We start from the raw sequence: 14769 nt of genomic DNA on the forward strand, positions 1-14769 counted from the left end.
CTCAGCCCTGACTGGCAGGCTCGGCCACAGCCACCACCGACAGACCGTCGGGAAACAGCACGGCCTTCTGGGCCTCGCGGATCCGCAGCCGACAACGCTCGCCACGGCTGAACTCCTGATCGAGGGGCAGCCGCAGTCGCAGTTGCAGGGGAGGGCTGCCGGCCTGCTCCAGGTGCACCTGGATCAACCAGTCGCGGCCGAGAAACTCCCGGCCCATCACCCAGGCGTCGCCATCCGGGTCAGCCACCGGCTCAAGGGCCGTCGGGTCGAGCAACACCTCCAGTGGGCCCGAATCCCGCCCGGAGGTCATGGCCACGACGGGCTCGGCCGGCTGCAGCCAGCCCAGCGGCGTGCGCAGACGCTGGCCATCCCAGCAGGCCGGCACGAGATTTCCCTGCAGAACGAAGCGCCCGACAAAGGCGCTGGCCGGGCGACGCACCAACTCCCGGGGGCTGGCGCACTGATGGATGCGCCCCCCCTGCAGAACCGCCACCCGGTCACAGATCGCCAGGGCCTCCTCCGGATCGTGAGTCACGATCACGCCACTGGCACCGCAGCGGCTGAGCACGGCGGGGAGCTCGCTGCGCAGCCGCAGCCGCACCTCGACATCAAGATTGGAGAACGGCTCATCGAGCAGCAACAGGGAGGGGCCTGGCGCCAGGGCCCTGGCCAGGGCCAGCCGTTGCCGCTGACCGCCGGAGAGTTCGTGGGGATAGCGGTGCTCCAGGCCGCTGAGCCCGAGCAGTTCCAGCAGCCAGCGAGCCCGGCTGCGATCCTGATGGGGCTTCAGGCCAAAGCAGGTGTTGCACCAGGCATCGAGGTGGGGAAACAGGGCATAGTCCTGAAAGACCATGCCGACCCCGCGCCGCTCCGGATCAAGCCAGCGGTCGGGGCCGGCCACCTCCTGGCCCTGAATCAGAATTCTGCCGCTGGCGGGACGCTCGAATCCCGCCACCAGGCGCAGCAAGGTGGTCTTGCCGCAGCCGGAGGGGCCCAGCAATCCCACCAGTTCGCCGGGGCGAAGTGCAAAATCGATGGCTTCAAGGGTCCAGCCCTCGCCATCGGAACGGCCTGCAGCTGAGGCGATTGAGGCCCCGTCGTAGCGGTGCCAGACGTTTTCAAGCCGGACCTGGTCCCGGTGTGGCGCCTCACTCCAGAGAGGTTCCCGGCTCCTGACTGTGGGCGATCCACTTAGGCTCATCGCCTCATCTTCTCCTGTCATGGTGTCCCTGCCCGAAGCGATCCAAACGGCTTTGGCGCCGGCTCCCGTCGGCCCTTACAACCAGGCGGTCAAGGCGGGCGACCTGCTGTTCTGCTCAGGACAGATCGCCCTGGATCCGTCCACCGCGCTGATGGTTGGAGGAGGAGATGTGGAGGCGGAAACCAGGCAGGTGCTGGCCAATCTCGAAGCGGTGCTGGCGGCGGCCGGCTGCACCACCCGGCACGTGGTGCGCACAACGGTGTTCCTGGTTGACCTGGCCGACTTTGCGGCGGTGAACCAGATCTACGCCGAACACTTCGGAGCCGGAGTTTCGCCGGCCAGGGCCTGCGTGGAGGTGGCGGGCCTGCCGAAAGGGGCCAGAGTGGAGATCGACTGCATCGCCCTGCTCTCGAGCCCCTGATCAGTGGCTGTGGCAGGTTACGAAGCTCACGCTTGGTAATCAAGGTGACAGTCACCAGCTGGCACATGCCCAAGAATCGGAGGATGCACCAGCTCCCCCCATGGCGTACTCCTCCCTTGGCGTCAGGTCTGTTTTGAATGGCGGCAAAAATCGGCTCTACAGACTGGTCGATCAGCAATGCTCCCCCCATCCCGTGCTCGATGACCACTTCGAGACGATGGATGCGGCCTGGGAGGCCGCCCTGGACTGGTGGCAGGAACAGGTGGGCGCGGTGGAGCAGCCGATCGGAATCGGCATTGAAGTGAGCACCCCCCGGGGCGACTGGCGCACCCTGCGTTATCCCGGCACCTGGCCAGGCCTGATGCACTGACGGCTTTGCCGCCCGTCTCCACTCCGGTTTCACCTGCTCACCGGGTCGGGTGGTCACGATGTTTCTTGTCCATCTCTCTGCAGAGCAGGCCCCACTGCTGGCCGCAGCCGTCGCCGGTGCCTGTCGGATCGGCAATCGCTGGTCCACAGCCTTCCAGCCCCGCTTTCTCGCCCTGATCTTCCAGGAGCTGCTGGGAGTAACCCTGGATTTCGAACAGCTCGAAGCAATCGATGTGGAGGCGGCGGCTGGTCTGTTTCCCCAGCCGCAGCAGCGACGGGAGCTGGTCGAGTTGCTGGTGCTTGCCGAGATGCTGGTGAATCCAGTGCCGCCAGAGCTTGAACGGTCGATCGAACGCTGGGCGGCACGGTTGGGTGTCGATGACCGCAGCCTGGTGATGGCCCGCGATGTGGCGTTCAACAGCCGATCGCAGGCCCAGAGTGATTTCTACAGGCTCTTCTGGATGGGGGTGGAAGACCGCCAGACGGCGGGCTTTGAGCAGCTGCTGGAGCTGCATGGCCCCAAGGCCTGGACCTTCACGTTCGAGCCGGATGCGGCCCTAGCGGCCCGCTGGCGTGCCCTGGCCACAGCCCCGCCGGGGAGCCTTGGTGCTGCCGTCTGGCGGCATTACCAGACCAACAGGTTCACCACCCCCGGCGAACTGGGTGGCGCCAACGCGGCACTCGCCCATCACGACTGGCTGCATGTGCTGGGTGATTACCAGGTGGATGTGGTGGGTGAGGTGGAGAATGCCGCCTTTGGTGCCGCCAGCAGCTCAGTGCCGGGAGCCAATCTCTGGTTTCTCGGCGTGATGGCCATGTACGAAGGCGGCTTGTTCGACAGTGTGGTGGCCGGTGGGCAGCAGAACTGTGTGTCGGCGCCGGGGGTTCCTGAGCGGGTTGTGGCCGCACTCAAGCGGGGCAGGCAATGCTCCCGGGATCTCCTGGCCATCGACTATTTCACCGTGGCCGATCAACCTCTGAAGGAGCTGCAGGAAGCCTGGGGAATTGCTCCTCGCTGCTGACGAGCCGGTTCCACCCCACCCTGCCGCCACCAGCGCCCTGCTGAAGCCGGCTTGATCCCAGAGCTGGGGCGGCGGTTTCGGGCCAGGGCCACGAACAGCCGCAACCTATGATGGAAGAGGCGGGGCGTGGCGCAGCTTGGTAGCGCGGGTGCTTTGGGAGCACTAGGTCGCAGGTTCGAATCCTGTCGCCCCGATTCAGTCACTGCAAGGGTTTTCGGAGGTTCCGGAAGCCCTCTTTTTTTGCCCAAAAGGGGCAATGTACGGAAAATGTACGAATGGAAGGCTCCGTTGGCCGTTCATGGGGCTGGTTTGGGGCCTTTGTACGAGAGATGTACGAACGGCCCAGGAGCACTGCAGAGCGAGTGCTTCATCCACTCACCCGCCGTCGTTGGAGAACAGAAACCTCCCTCCCTCCGCCCTGGCAAAGAGAGAGGGGCATGGAACCTGGAATCTCATCTCAGTCCGTTTCAAGCAGGTGGGGCGAGCGAGCCGTTGCCTCGCTCATCGCCTCGTTGCATCGCCCCAAGTGATAGAGCACTGGTGAATTGGCGCAGGGGAACTTTCGCCGCCAATGGACCCCAGGCTTGAACAGGCCTGCCTTGCGCCAGCGGCACAACGTTCTCTCGCTGACCTTGAGCGCCATCCCGAGGCCACGGGCATCGAGCCATTCGCCCACCGGCACTGCCTCTGCTGCATCGTTGACTTTCCGCAAGCTCATGCTTCCCCCCGCTGTCTTTCACTGCTGACACCCAGCAGCTCGCAGGCCTGTGCGGTGGTCATCCAGACCCGCCCTGGTGTTGTCTGCGTCATGGCATCAGAGGACCAGGACCGTGCGTGGCGGTGCTGTTCGGCTGGCTTGGAACTGGCCTGGGCGGCACCGGCCCGGCGAGCACCAGCAGCACGGTGGTGAGCTGAAACAGCAGCAGCAGCCAGACCAGCCGGTGCAGGTATCGGAGGTTGGTGATCGTCACCAGGGTGTGACGCGGCTGCCTGCGGCAGAAGCGCGGCAGCTGGGGCCGGCGTGGTTCGGAGCTGCGGGTCATCAGAACGGCACCCCGTCGTCGCCGAACTCATCACCAAAGTCATCCATCTCGCCGATGGGAATGGCGCGCTGCTGGCGTTCGCTGGCCTGATCGTCGCGGTAGGCCTGCTCGGCCGCCTCGATCCAGCCCACGTCCGTGCCCTCGCTCAAGCTGATCGGCCCGTAGAAGCCGATGGTGACGTTGCGCGGCACCGCATCGGCTTCCGCCTGGGTCTCGATCTTGCTGCCCTTGGGGTTGCCGTCCTGGTCGTACTGCTGGGCCCAGCGGGTGGCCAGGGTGAGCTGATCGCCGACGTTGAGCTTGCCCTTGCGGTGCCCCTTGCGCGCCTCGATCCAGTCGCCGAAACCCTTGGCCTTGAGGATCACCCGCACCCGATCGCCGGCTGCCGGCACCGCCGCCTCATCGCCGAGCTTGGCCTCCATCGAGGTGCCGGGCATGGCGACGCAGTGGATGACGATCTCCTGCTTGACCTTGGGGTTTCCCTGCCGGTCCTTGCCGTTGGGGATCGGCTCCATCTCGCCGCTGGCCAGGTTCTTGCGCAGCCGGTCGCGCTGCTCGGTGCGCACGATCGCCAGCGTCGCCACTTCCCCGAAGCGTTGCTGACGGATCACAGGTGCGCCGATGCGAGCGCCGTCGTTCAGTTCAATCGCCATGGCTCTGTTGGGGGTTGGTGTTGAGGGGAGGGAGGGGTTCAAGGCCGGCACCGAGCCGCATCAGGTGATGGGCGGCGCCGCTGATCGATAGGCCGTGCTGCTGGCGCAGTTGTTGCAGGGCCTGCCAGACATCGCTGCGGACCTTGGACTGCAGGTAGTGGCCCCCATCCGGGGCCCTGGGCTGCTCGTGCTGGCGGTGGCCGTAGGCGATGCGGCGGAGTGGTGGTTCAGCCATCGGCGAGCCAGCCATGGGGATCGCTGGCCTGGCAGCGGCAGTCGGGCACCCTCACCAGTTGCAGCTCATCGATGGCGGCCTGTAGGGCCGGGCACGACTGGACAAGGGCGGCAGCGCGGGTGGGCCAGAGGCAGTGCCAGGCCAGCTCAGGCGCCTGCGTCCAGACCGGCTCCTGGTTGCGGATGGTCCTCAGCAACAGGCCACTGCCGCGCTGGCCGAGCCTCCAGCGCGGGCTCGCAACAACTCTCGACGGCCCGCGCCAGCCAGCGCAGCAAGTGAATCTCACTGGCCCGGCGCATGAGCCCATGAATGCGGCCATCTGGCACATCGCGGTAGTAGCGAGCGGCCAGTTCCCTCTGACGCTGATCGGCAACGGCCCAGAGCAGGTGAGCGGCATGGCGCAGCTGCAGGGTCTGCTCATGACGGCACCCCCGCGAGTTCCCGCTCGAAGCGGTCGATGAAGTCGGCATGGCGGCGCTGGGTGACGCGATCGGTGATGGTGCGGGCGGTGCTGGGCACCTGAAACTGGGCGCGGAAGGCGATGGTGAAGCGCTTCCAGATCTCCTTGTCGCTGCGGGCCATGGCCTTGAGCATCGCGGTGAGGGTGGCGATCTCCTGGGGCTCCAGCGGTTCAAGGTCCAGCGGGTCGTGCTCCGGCTGAACCGGGGTTGTCGCGGCCACCGGCGGCGGGGCCGGCTCCTGTTCGGGCTCCTCAACAGCGGCGTCTTGCTGCGGGGCGGGATCGCTGGGACTGGGCTGTGGCTCTCCGGCATCGACGGCCGCAGAAATCGAAACAGCGGTAGCTGCCCCGGCCTTGCTGGGCTGAGCCTGTTGTTGCACAGGAATGCCAAGCAGGCCCGCCAGCAGGCGTGCGCTCAGGGCGAAGTCCGCGTCATAGGCGCTGGTTTCAGCGCTCAGCTGGGCGCCGTCCTTGTGCATCAGTACGACCACGGTGCCCTCGCCGTTGCTCTGCACCGAGAAGCTGAAGCCCATCGCGAAGGCCGGCTTAGCGGCGGTGACCACGGCCGCCAGGGAGAAGTCCGTGGCTGGTTTGAGATCGGCCTGGAAGCTGGAGAGCGCTTCTGCCAGCACGCACTCAGCCTGCCACTGGCGCTCGTGGGGGCTGACGTGCTCGCCGAGCAGCGGCGGGCCGGTGGAGGGGGTGGCGTCCATGGGGCGTGGGGCGGGACCGTCGCCCGCATGGCCCGGATCTTAGGGGCTCGCTAATGCGGGGTGCAAGTCTTCCTCAGAATTCCGAGGCTGCTGTGGGTTTGGCTTTGCTCCGGCTCCCCATGCCTTTGCTGCTGCGGCCCCTGGGCTTGGCCGCTTCCGGCGGGCCGCCAGCGGGTTCGGCAGCGCCGGCCGCTGGCGGCAGGGTTTCGAGCCAGGTGTGGATCCAGCGCTCGGGCAGCCACTCGCCGTCCCACAGCTCCTTGAGCTGCTCGGGCTCGTAGTCGCCAAACGAGGTGAGTACCGTGCGCAACTGCTTGCGCAGAGGGAGCGGTGCCTGGCGGGCGATCTCCTGCACCGCCTCGAAGGCATCGAGGTCGCGCTCGTCGACGGCGCTGCTCACCAGCTCGCGCCAGGTCTGGCTAAGGGCCCTTGCCTCTTTGAGCGCCACGGACGGCGCCTCGGGTCTGGGCTTTGGCTGGAAAGCTGTTGGCACCGGCCGCAGGCCGACGTAGCAACTCCACAGCTCAATCGGTCCCCAGAGGGTGCCGTCGTCATCGACGATCGCCGTGGCGCCGTTGAGCTTGTCTTTGAGGGCCTGGGTTTTGAGACGACTCCAATCCTCCTCAGCGATGCGGCGGTTGACTTCGGCGAGCTGGAAGAAGGCGGGCCGGCGCAGCTCACCGGCTTTGCCCTGCTCGATCGCGCTGAGGTTGCCGTAGCTGATCGCCGAGAAGCCGGCCTCCTTGCCCCAGTCAGCAACGGTGTATTGGGTCCAGCCGTTGCGCTCCCGCCACAACCGCAGCATGCGCCCGAAGGCCAGGCGAGCCTCGGCCTGACGTGCCTCGATCTGGGCGAAGGATTCGGCCATGCCTCACAAGGCTGAGGTTCGTTAGCGGCACGCTAAGGCATGGGACGGGGCCTGCCCAGCGATCACAAGCCAGTACATGGACGGCAGATGTATCGCCATATTTGAATTTGCCTCGGCCTTGCGAGGACGGGCCAAACGGGATACGGTTCAGCTCCCAGCGCTGCCGAGTCGTGCGTCCCCTTGCCGTGCGCCTGCCCCCTGAGCTGATCCACTGGCTCGACGCCCACCGCGGCGGCGAGGCCCGCACCACCTTCCTGCGGTCGATCCTGCGCGATCACATTCGCCGTCAGAGCAGGAGCAAACCCCGCGCACACGCCGCCGCCCCACAACGGCACACGCCACTGCTCTGAACCCTCCCACCTTCAGGCCCTGCGCTGATGCCCCTGCCTGCCCAGCTGATCGAGAGCCTGCAGGCGATCGATTCCGACTGGGCGCTGCTGCCGATCGATGGCCGTAAACGACCGGTCGATCCGCTCAGCGGTGAGCCGTTGCTGGCCTGGGGCAACAGCGGTCTCGACCTCGAAGCGATCACCGCCCTGGCTGATAACCCCCACGTCCATGCCGTCGGAGTGCTGCTCGGTCCGGCCTCCGGTGTACTGGCACTCGACTTCGATGGACGCGGTGCCGCCGCCTGCTTCCGCCGCATCTACGGCCGCTCGCACCGTGACCTGCCGCCCACCGTTGGCTGGTCGTCGGGGCTGCCCCATCGCGGCCAACTTGTCTTCCGGGTGCCATTGGAGGGCTGGGACCTGCTGCGGGGCCGGCGCCACTGGACCGGTGCTGCCCAGGCCGGCAAGGCCCGAACGGTCTTCGAGTTGCGCTGGGCGGGCCACCAATCGGTGATCGCCGGCGTCCACCCCGAGACGGGCCGCTACCGCTGGATGCAGGGCCGCTCTCCCGATCAGGTGTCGGTGGCTGAGGCACCGGAATGGCTGCTGGAGCCGCTCTACAAGCAGCCCGATGAACCGGTCTGCGGCGACTACGCCCCCACGGCAGCGGATGTGCCCCGAGCCCTGGAGCTGCTCCAGCACATCCCTCCTCTGGAGGACTACGAGGGCTGGCTCACGGTCGGCATGGCCCTCCATTCGGTCGATCCCGGCCTGCTGGCTGCCTGGGTGGAGTGGTCACGCGGCTGCGCCGGGTTCGATGAGGCCGAGTGCCTGGCCAAGTGGCGCTCCTTCAAGGGCCGTGGCGTCACGATCGGCAGCCTTCACCACCATGCCGCCGCTGCTGGTTACCAGTACCTGTGGCCGGCTGGCGACGGGCCGCGGGGTGATGCGCTGGCACCCGGGGCCCCTGCTGTTGGACCCCAGCAGCATCCCGAACCAGTCCGCGATGCAGTGATCGCCGGGCTGCTGGAGCAATTGCTGGATCTGCTGCTTGAAACCCGCGACACCTGGGCGCAGGAGCAGGCGATTCGCTCCGCCCTCTGGAGCCTTGGGGTGACGGGTCAGGCGATCGACGAGCGGATCTATTACGCCCTGGCCCACCGCTGGGAGCTGCCGCTGCAGAACTCCCACAACGGCGGCTGCCGCAACCGCCGCCTCAGCGATCCGATCACCTCGCCCGCAGAAGACCTGCTGCCGGGCTTCTTGCTCTGGCGCCGCGATCACCTGCTCTTTGGCGCCGGCGGCAGCGGCAAGACCATGGCGGCGGCAGCCATGGCGGTCTGCTGCATCAAGGGCCTCCCCTTCCTCGACCAGGAGATCCCGCCTTCGAGGAACGGGCGGGTGCTGTGGATCGGCACCGATGGCGGCGAGGGCGCCCGGGCGATGGTGCGCGAGTACCTGGAGGACCTCGGCTGCGCCGAGGACCCTTGCGTGGATGAGCAGCTGACGATCTGGGCGGCTGAGCCGGCCGATGGGCTGCCCTCCTGGTGCTGCAGCCCCTCCGGCCTGCAGGAGCTGCGCCTGGAACTGGCCGGTGGCGGTTACGCCCTGGTGGTGATCGATTCGCTCAAGGCGGTGCTGGAGCTCGCCGGAATCAACTTCGGCATCGGCCCGGTCGGCACCTTGCTGCGCTTGTTGCAGGCGCTGGTGTGTCGTCACTGCTCCCTGCTCTGGCTGCACCACCCGGCTGGAGGCAAGAGTGCCGGCAAGGGGCTGCAGGCCGCCGCCGGCAGCCAGAACATCAATCAAATTCCCTCGGCAGTCCATCAGCTCACCCGCAAGCTCGAGGACCGGGGGCCCTGCAATGTCTGGAGTGTCCACAAGCTGCGCGGCAGCCCGGCGCGGGAGTTCAGCTACCGCCTCTCAGAAGACGGCTTTGTGATCAGCGAAGGCTTCATTACCCGCAACTGCCGCGTCGCGGTGCTCGATGCCATCGAACTGCGGCAGGCGGGCGGCTTGCCGACCAGCACCGCCTACCTGTGCACCGATCTCGGCGGCTTCCAGGAGGGCTCGGTGCGCAACAACCTGACCTGGCTGCGCAAGCGGGGGCTGGTGCGCAAGTCGGGTCTGGCCTGGCGGTTGAGCCCGCAGGGCCAGAAGCTGCTGGAGCTGACGCGTCAGGGCGGTTCTGAACAGCAGATCTGGGCGGCATGAACCAGCCAGATCTCCGCCAAATCTCAGTGCTTGATCGCATCGCCCTGTGTGTGTCCCCCTTCTATAAAATGAAAAAGTGATTTTTTCTCTCTAAAGCACTGCAGTGCAATGGTTCTCAGCGATCAAAATGGATGAAAAAGCCGTGAAAAGCTGTGAAAACGTCGTGAAACCAGATTCGCAGCAGCTTTTTCACGGCCATTCCCGCTGTTTTCATCGATTTCATTCCTTGTAACGACCTGCGGTGCAGTCGATCTGCCGGAATTTTTCACGAATTCACTCCCTCACGTGTATCCCCCCCCCTCCCCCCGCCGGCATGACGACCACCCACTGGCTTGAACCGATCGCCGGTTTGCAACGCCTCGACCCGCAGCACACCTACTGGCTGGACGATCACCTCTTCCCGGTCTCGATCACCGGTGTGCTGCAGGTGGCCAAGTCCAGCTATGCCCTGGGCCGCATCGAGGCAAGCCGCTCGGTGTGGGAGCCGCGCGGCAACACCTGCCACCAGGCCCTGGAGCACTTCCTCACGGGCCGCATACGGCCTGATGCTCACCCAGCCGAGGAAAACGATCAGGGAGACACCCCGAGCGGGGCGGAGGTTGATTTCGAGGCCTACCGGGAGTGGATCGAGCCGTTGATCGAGCATGAGCGCTGGGGAGCGGTGGAGGTGATCGCCTCGGAGCGCCCCACCTGCTGCCTGGTGCGCAATGTGGCTGGCACCTACGACACCGCCTACATCGACCCACAGCTCCCGCCAGCTGCGGAGCGACCAGCGGGGGTGAGCGGCCCAGCGCGGGTGCTGGCCGATCTCAAGAGCCTCACGGCCAGCGGCAGCACCTATTGCACCCGCGCCCAGATCGGCGGCTACCTGGCTCTGGAATGGAGCCAGGGCCACTGGTTCGACTACGGGCAGACGATCTGGAGCCGGCCGGGGCGGACCCAGTTCTCGCCCCCCTATCCCCGGCGCGAGTGCCTGGCGGCCTGGGCCGCGGTCTGGGCCCAGTACGTGGCGACCCACCGCCCCTTCTGAGCCCACAAGACTCGGCATCCCGAGGCATGTACTTGCGGCTTGCGTTGTCGGGTCGCTACGGTGCCTTGCAAGCCAGGGTGCGCCTGGTTCCGTTGTTCGCCCGGCGAGCGTCATGGTCTACGGCCCCGTTCTTGAGCCCGCCTCCGCTGCCGTCCCCGAGGCTGTCGCTCTGGCGGAGCCCATTGATCTGGATGTCCTGCTCGATCGCATCACCCAGCTGAAGGCCGCTCAGAAGGAGATCGAAACCGAACTGACCTCACTGCTGGATCAGCTCCATGGCGTCTTCGAGGACGGCGAGCTGGACGCCTCTTTTTCCCACAACGACTTCAGCTTCTGCTGGTCGCCCGGCCGCGCTTCCTACGCCTATCCCGAGCCGCTGCGGCTGCAGGAGCAGAGCCTCAAGCAGGCCCAGAAATCAGCGATCGAATCCGGCGCCGCCACCGTTCAGCACGGCAACCCCTTCTGGACGATCAAGGCCCCCAGGCCCATCTGATCGTTCACCCATGGCGAACGCTCAGAAGCGCAAGGGGGATTCAGCCGAGCGGGAGGCGGCCCAGCTGATCGCCGCCTTGCTGGCGCTGCCGGCACGGCGCAAGCTCGGGGCCGGTCGCACCAATGGCGCCGGCGGAGACACCGGTGACATCGAGGGCGTTCCTGGCCATGTGATTCAGGTCGCCAGCTGGGCCAATGTCGCGGCCGCCGCCCGGCTCAAACCGGCCGAGGCGCAGCTGCAGGCCATCAATGCAGCCCTGCCGTTCGCGGCGAGCTGGGTGCGCTTCCGCGGCGGCACCTGGCGGATCGTGCTCACCCCGGAGCAGTGGGCGGCCTACGTCCGCTGCGCCCTCCTGAGCGGCCTCGATGACGCCTGATTCGCATCGCCCTCGCCTGGGGAAGGGAGCTCTCTGGGGAGCGCCCGAGCTGGTTGCCGAGGGAGTTGAAGCGCTGCGCGACGCGGCACCTCACCAGGACGAAGATGGCACCCCTTGCTTCCGGGGCGACGGCCCTGCGCCACGCGCCTCCAGGCGTGGTGTGGCCACCCGCTTTCCCCATCAGACTCTGCCGCCGCGTGCCTCGGTGGCGGAGGTGGAGCGCCGCATCGCCGAGGCCCAGCTCTGGATTGCCCAGCGGCTGCCACTCAGCCTGGTGCGGGCAAATGCGGCCAATTCCTGGGGGGTGAGCAACACCCGCACGATCAATCGTTACCTGGATCTGGGCCGCAAGCGGATGGTGGCCGAGCTGATCAACAACCGCCTGGAGCACCAGGCGCAGCACATCTACGCCCTCTATGACTGCGCCCGCCGGGCGATGGATGCTGATCAGTTCTCCGCTGCCGTCGGTGCCTTGCGAGTGATTGCCGAGATCGGTGGCCTGCTGCGGGCGCCAATCAAGCCGCCGGAGGCGAAGTAAGCCATGGGCCCAACCACCGGCATGCTGGCGACCGGAGCGCCCCGCCCTCCCAAGGCTGAGCCTGCCTCGGCAGGGATGTTCAGCGGCGGCGGCCTGCTCCACTCCCCGCAGCACGGCGACCCCTGGGGTGATCTCGGCCTGCTGGGTGCTCCCGATCCCGCCCTGGCCCGCTCCAGCGCGGCGCCACTGAGCTTCCGGGAGTTCATCGCTGAGGCCTACCCCCGCTACGGCTTCCACCGCTGGGCGGTGGTGCTGATTGCTCTGCTGCAGGCGATCGCCGATGGCCAGCTCTCGCGCCTGATCGTCACCTGCCCGCCGCGGCTGGGGAAATCACTGCTGGTTTCCAAGCTCTTCCCCGCCTACTTCATCTACCGCCACCCGCACCTGTTCGCGGCCATCGCCAGTTACAGCGGCGAGCTGGCCTATGCCCACTCCCGCGAGGCCCGGCACTTCTACCGGGTGACGGGAAATCTGCTGTCGAAGGATTCAGCAGCTGTTGGCAACTGGCTCACCCCGCAGCGCGGCGGTTGCATCGCGGCTGGCGTTGATGGACCATTCACCGGCAAGGGCTATTCGCTCGGCATCATCGACGACCCCTACAAGGGTCCGGCCGATGCCGGCTCTGTTCGGGTAAGGGCGCGCATCGAGGACTGGCTCAAGGCCGTCTGGTTCACCCGAGCTGAGCCCCAGTTCATTGACGCCGGCGCTGGCGCCCTGCAGCGCAATCTTTCGGCTCAGGTGATCGTGCTCACCCGCTGGGATCACGAGGACGTGATCGGGTGGCTGATGGCCCAGGAAAGCGGCGATGCCCCGCAGGAGTGGCATGTGCTCAACCTCCCGGCGATTGCCGAGCACCGCGCCGATCGGCAGAGCTTCCCGGCCTCCTGCACCGTCGAGCCGGACTGGCGTAAACCTGGCGAGGCGCTCTGCCCCGAACGCTTCCCGCTTTCCGAGCTGCTCAAGATCCGCACCCGGGTCGGGTCGTTCTGGTGGAACGCCCTCTTTCAGCAGCGCCCCTCGCCGATGCAGGGCGCCATCTTCCAGCGCGCCTGGATCAAGCCACCGTTCCCGCGCGAGCAGCCGCGCCGCTTCTCGCCCTTGGTGCTCTCCTGCGACCTCTCCTTCAAGGGGGAGGAGCACAACGATCACTGCGGCTTCGTGCTGATGGGCCTGCTGCTCCCTGATCGCCCACCGCAGGATCCTCGGCTGCCTCCCCAGTCGGCGCCGCAGCAGCTCGAGCTGGAGGTGATCTGGGCGGCCCGCCACCACTTCGATCTGCCGCAGACGATCCGCTTCTTGCTCTCCACCCTCGCGGCGCTCGACGCCCAGGGGCTTCGCCCCCATGCGGTGCTGATCGAGGACGCGGCCAATGGCCCGGCCGTGCAGCAGACCCTCAAGCGCAAGGTGCCGGGCCTGTTGCCGATTCCCGCTCGCGGCAGCAAGGAATCCCGTGCCCATGCCGTCGCCCCGCTGCTGGAAGCAGGCCAGGTGCGTTTCCACCACCGTGCTGCCCCGTTGATCGAGGAGCTGCCGCGCTTCCCCAAGGGCACCAAGGATCTGGTCGATGCCTTCGGTCATGGGGCCCTGTGGCTGGAGACGCGCTACTGGCGCGGCCTGGGTATCAAGCGCGATCCGCTGCCGATGCTTCTTTCTCGGTGACGCGGTGGCCCAGCTCCTCCTGCCGCTGCTCGCGTCCGCCACCGATGTTGTTGTCCCTTCGCCCAGGCCCCTACGGCGCCGGCGACGGCTCCCTTGCGTACATCTGCAGCTCGTCTTTGCCTTCCCCTACCAGCCGCCTCCTCAGACGCCACGCAAGCCAAGGCGTCAGCGGCCCGAGCACCCTCAGGCGGCGGTGCATCGGCTCGCCCTGGCTCACGTGGACCTGGCCGACAAGATCGCCGGCAACTTCGCTCGGCGCACCACCCATCCCTTTGACGACCTCCGTCAACTCGCGGTGATCGGTCTGCTGAAGGCGGCCGCCCGCTTCGATGGCAGGGGTGGGCGCTCGTTTCGCGCCTACGCCCGTACCTATGCCAATGGCGAGATCACCCACTACCTGCGTGACCACGGCTTTGCGATCAAGGTGCCGCCGTCCTGGCGTGATCTCTACGCCAGTGGTCAGAAACTGTTGTGCCAAGGAACCCCGCCAGCCGAGTTACCAGAGCGGCTGCGCGTCACGTCGGAGCGGTGGGCAGAGATCAGCGTCGCCTGCAGCGTGCGGCTCGTGGGGCTGCCACAGGAAACCTGAGGTAACTTTTTGGAAATGCCCAAGATCAGCGGCGGGAGCACCTTTGCTGACCCATCAAGCATGCTTGGTCCCGCCCGCTAGTTTTTGATGATGGGCTTCACAAGAGTGTCATTGCTTCAAGAGATGCAAAAGCCATTCGGCAAGATTGCCCTGACATTTCCATTCGAGAGACGTTCGATACCAACTCCACGGCGTGGGATGTCCAGCGTGTAGTAGCCCCAAATGTCGCTAACTGGTATGTCAATTGCATCAGCAAGTTCTTGATCTGAAACACCATCAGGATGAGCGGCGAGAAGCGTTAGGATTGCCCGGGCATACTTAGTGCCAAGCTTGAAGGGCGATAACTTAGATAAGTCTGGGCATAGGTCGTTGGGAGCCGCTTCGCGGATGATGCCAGGAGTGTCGTATGCCATCGGCCTGTCGTGGTGATTTTGCAATGGAAGTCATCTCCCGTCCATAGAACCTAGCATTTTCAGGGCCGAATCAATGCCGAGAATGTGTTCATCGGCAATGTCAAGGATACGCGCAAGAGAATCAAAGTGTGTCTAGACGAGGA

Annotated in this window: 20 protein-coding genes and 1 tRNA gene; 12 read left to right on the plus strand and 9 right to left on the minus strand. The window is 66.3% G+C overall.

Annotated elements, in window-relative coordinates; genetic code table 11:
* Nucleotide 1: 1 nt before the first annotated feature.
* Nucleotides 2-1201 (minus strand): ABC transporter ATP-binding protein, encoded by a 1200-nt coding sequence (locus tag KQ307_RS06170; RefSeq protein WP_259727312.1) that lies wholly within the window; start codon nucleotides 1199-1201, stop codon nucleotides 2-4.
* A gap of 19 nt (nucleotides 1202-1220) precedes the next feature.
* Between KQ307_RS06170 and KQ307_RS06175 the strand changes: the two genes are divergently transcribed.
* From KQ307_RS06175 to KQ307_RS06190, 4 genes are all read left to right on the plus strand, one after another.
* Nucleotides 1221-1622 (plus strand): RidA family protein, encoded by a 402-nt coding sequence (locus KQ307_RS06175; RefSeq protein WP_259701244.1) that lies wholly within the window; start codon nucleotides 1221-1223, stop codon nucleotides 1620-1622.
* Between the two features lie 100 nt (nucleotides 1623-1722).
* Complete coding sequence (locus KQ307_RS06180) at nucleotides 1723-1992, plus strand: hypothetical protein (RefSeq protein WP_259701243.1); 270 nt, start codon at nucleotides 1723-1725, stop codon at nucleotides 1990-1992.
* Nucleotides 1993-2050: 58 nt separating this feature from the next.
* Nucleotides 2051-3013, plus strand: coding sequence for a hypothetical protein (locus KQ307_RS06185; RefSeq protein ID WP_259701242.1), 963 nt, complete (start codon nucleotides 2051-2053; stop codon nucleotides 3011-3013).
* Nucleotides 3014-3133: 120 nt separating this feature from the next.
* Nucleotides 3134-3207: transfer RNA gene (locus KQ307_RS06190), tRNA-Pro, on the plus strand.
* A gap of 263 nt (nucleotides 3208-3470) precedes the next feature.
* Here the strand turns inward: KQ307_RS06190 and KQ307_RS06195 are convergent.
* From KQ307_RS06195 to KQ307_RS06225, 7 genes are all read right to left on the minus strand, one after another.
* Nucleotides 3471-3731, minus strand: a complete 261-nt coding sequence (locus KQ307_RS06195; protein WP_259727313.1) for a hypothetical protein — start codon at nucleotides 3729-3731, stop codon at nucleotides 3471-3473.
* A gap of 88 nt (nucleotides 3732-3819) precedes the next feature.
* Nucleotides 3820-4056, minus strand: coding sequence for a hypothetical protein (locus tag KQ307_RS06200; protein ID WP_259727314.1), 237 nt, complete (start codon nucleotides 4054-4056; stop codon nucleotides 3820-3822).
* Nucleotides 4056-4709, minus strand: coding sequence for a hypothetical protein (locus KQ307_RS06205; protein ID WP_259727315.1), 654 nt, complete (start codon nucleotides 4707-4709; stop codon nucleotides 4056-4058). The genes KQ307_RS06200 and KQ307_RS06205 overlap by 1 nt, the downstream gene beginning before the upstream one ends.
* A complete protein-coding gene (locus KQ307_RS06210) occupies nucleotides 4699-4944 on the minus strand; it encodes a hypothetical protein (protein ID WP_259727316.1) in 246 nt (81 codons plus the stop codon). The genes KQ307_RS06205 and KQ307_RS06210 overlap by 11 nt, the downstream gene beginning before the upstream one ends.
* Nucleotides 4937-5140, minus strand: coding sequence for a hypothetical protein (locus tag KQ307_RS06215; protein ID WP_259727317.1), 204 nt, complete (start codon nucleotides 5138-5140; stop codon nucleotides 4937-4939). The genes KQ307_RS06210 and KQ307_RS06215 overlap by 8 nt, the downstream gene beginning before the upstream one ends.
* Nucleotides 5141-5361: 221 nt before the next feature.
* Complete coding sequence (locus KQ307_RS06220; RefSeq protein ID WP_259727318.1) at nucleotides 5362-6117, minus strand: hypothetical protein; 756 nt, start codon at nucleotides 6115-6117, stop codon at nucleotides 5362-5364.
* Nucleotides 6118-6190: 73 nt separating this feature from the next.
* Nucleotides 6191-6985 carry a helix-turn-helix domain-containing protein gene (locus tag KQ307_RS06225; RefSeq protein ID WP_259727319.1) on the minus strand — a complete coding sequence of 265 codons (795 nt, stop codon included), beginning with the start codon at nucleotides 6983-6985 and terminating at the stop codon, nucleotides 6191-6193.
* 170 nt (nucleotides 6986-7155) lie between these two features.
* On the opposite strand from KQ307_RS06225, the gene KQ307_RS06230 reads away from it, so the two are divergent.
* The 8 genes from KQ307_RS06230 to KQ307_RS06265 all read left to right on the plus strand — a co-directional run bounded on the left by KQ307_RS06230 (nucleotide 7156) and on the right by KQ307_RS06265 (nucleotide 14213).
* Nucleotides 7156-7335, plus strand: coding sequence for a hypothetical protein (locus tag KQ307_RS06230; RefSeq protein ID WP_259727320.1), 180 nt, complete (start codon nucleotides 7156-7158; stop codon nucleotides 7333-7335).
* A gap of 27 nt (nucleotides 7336-7362) precedes the next feature.
* On the plus strand, nucleotides 7363-9528 hold the full coding sequence (locus KQ307_RS06235) for a PriCT-2 domain-containing protein (protein ID WP_259727321.1): 2166 nt from the start codon (nucleotides 7363-7365) through the stop codon (nucleotides 9526-9528).
* A gap of 313 nt (nucleotides 9529-9841) precedes the next feature.
* A complete protein-coding gene (locus KQ307_RS06240; RefSeq protein ID WP_259727322.1) occupies nucleotides 9842-10558 on the plus strand; it encodes a hypothetical protein in 717 nt (238 codons plus the stop codon).
* A gap of 112 nt (nucleotides 10559-10670) precedes the next feature.
* Nucleotides 10671-11051 (plus strand): hypothetical protein, encoded by a 381-nt coding sequence (locus tag KQ307_RS06245; RefSeq protein WP_259727323.1) that lies wholly within the window; start codon nucleotides 10671-10673, stop codon nucleotides 11049-11051.
* Between the two features lie 10 nt (nucleotides 11052-11061).
* The gene (locus KQ307_RS06250) at nucleotides 11062-11427 is read left to right on the plus strand and encodes a hypothetical protein (protein WP_259727324.1); all 366 of its coding nucleotides are present in this window, start codon (nucleotides 11062-11064) and stop codon (nucleotides 11425-11427) included.
* Nucleotides 11417-11965, plus strand: coding sequence for a hypothetical protein (locus tag KQ307_RS06255; protein WP_259727325.1), 549 nt, complete (start codon nucleotides 11417-11419; stop codon nucleotides 11963-11965). The genes KQ307_RS06250 and KQ307_RS06255 overlap by 11 nt, the downstream gene beginning before the upstream one ends.
* A 3-nt stretch (nucleotides 11966-11968) precedes the next feature.
* Nucleotides 11969-13624, plus strand: coding sequence for a terminase (locus KQ307_RS06260; RefSeq protein WP_259727326.1), 1656 nt, complete (start codon nucleotides 11969-11971; stop codon nucleotides 13622-13624).
* Nucleotides 13625-13628: 4 nt separating this feature from the next.
* Nucleotides 13629-14213: a sigma-70 family RNA polymerase sigma factor gene (locus tag KQ307_RS06265; RefSeq protein ID WP_259727327.1), complete on the plus strand. Its 585-nt coding sequence runs from the start codon at nucleotides 13629-13631 to the stop codon at nucleotides 14211-14213.
* A gap of 116 nt (nucleotides 14214-14329) precedes the next feature.
* Here the strand turns inward: KQ307_RS06265 and KQ307_RS06270 are convergent, their stop codons facing one another.
* The gene (locus tag KQ307_RS06270) at nucleotides 14330-14626 is read right to left on the minus strand and encodes a hypothetical protein (RefSeq protein WP_259727328.1); all 297 of its coding nucleotides are present in this window, start codon (nucleotides 14624-14626) and stop codon (nucleotides 14330-14332) included.
* Nucleotides 14627-14769: the final 143 nt, after the last annotated feature.

It is taken from the genome of Synechococcus sp. CS-1326 (assembly GCF_025128115.1).
Lineage (GTDB): Bacteria > Cyanobacteriota > Cyanobacteriia > PCC-6307 > Cyanobiaceae > Regnicoccus.

Bases quoted from the DNA above. Each gene is read 5' to 3' on its own strand.
- KQ307_RS06270 (WP_259727328.1), bottom strand. From the start codon at position 14,626: ATGGCATACGACACTCCTGGCATCATCCGCGAAGCGGCTCCCAACGAC.
- KQ307_RS06170 (WP_259727312.1), bottom strand. From the start codon at position 1,201: ATGAGCCTAAGTGGATCGCCCACAGTCAGGAGCCGGGAACCTCTCTGG.
- KQ307_RS06180 (WP_259701243.1), top strand. From the start codon at position 1,723: ATGGCGTACTCCTCCCTTGGCGTCAGGTCTGTTTTGAATGGCGGCAAA.
- KQ307_RS06210 (WP_259727316.1), bottom strand. From the start codon at position 4,944: ATGGCTGAACCACCACTCCGCCGCATCGCCTACGGCCACCGCCAGCAC.
- KQ307_RS06245 (WP_259727323.1), top strand. From the start codon at position 10,671: ATGGTCTACGGCCCCGTTCTTGAGCCCGCCTCCGCTGCCGTCCCCGAG.
- KQ307_RS06240 (WP_259727322.1), top strand. From the start codon at position 9,842: ATGACGACCACCCACTGGCTTGAACCGATCGCCGGTTTGCAACGCCTC.
- KQ307_RS06260 (WP_259727326.1), top strand. From the start codon at position 11,969: ATGGGCCCAACCACCGGCATGCTGGCGACCGGAGCGCCCCGCCCTCCC.
- KQ307_RS06205 (WP_259727315.1), bottom strand. From the start codon at position 4,709: ATGGCGATTGAACTGAACGACGGCGCTCGCATCGGCGCACCTGTGATC.
- KQ307_RS06185 (WP_259701242.1), top strand. From the start codon at position 2,051: ATGTTTCTTGTCCATCTCTCTGCAGAGCAGGCCCCACTGCTGGCCGCA.
- KQ307_RS06235 (WP_259727321.1), top strand. From the start codon at position 7,363: ATGCCCCTGCCTGCCCAGCTGATCGAGAGCCTGCAGGCGATCGATTCC.
- KQ307_RS06225 (WP_259727319.1), bottom strand. From the start codon at position 6,985: ATGGCCGAATCCTTCGCCCAGATCGAGGCACGTCAGGCCGAGGCTCGC.
- KQ307_RS06200 (WP_259727314.1), bottom strand. From the start codon at position 4,056: ATGACCCGCAGCTCCGAACCACGCCGGCCCCAGCTGCCGCGCTTCTGC.
- KQ307_RS06220 (WP_259727318.1), bottom strand. From the start codon at position 6,117: ATGGACGCCACCCCCTCCACCGGCCCGCCGCTGCTCGGCGAGCACGTC.
- KQ307_RS06195 (WP_259727313.1), bottom strand. From the start codon at position 3,731: ATGAGCTTGCGGAAAGTCAACGATGCAGCAGAGGCAGTGCCGGTGGGC.
- KQ307_RS06255 (WP_259727325.1), top strand. From the start codon at position 11,417: ATGACGCCTGATTCGCATCGCCCTCGCCTGGGGAAGGGAGCTCTCTGG.
- KQ307_RS06250 (WP_259727324.1), top strand. From the start codon at position 11,062: ATGGCGAACGCTCAGAAGCGCAAGGGGGATTCAGCCGAGCGGGAGGCG.
- KQ307_RS06175 (WP_259701244.1), top strand. From the start codon at position 1,221: ATGGTGTCCCTGCCCGAAGCGATCCAAACGGCTTTGGCGCCGGCTCCC.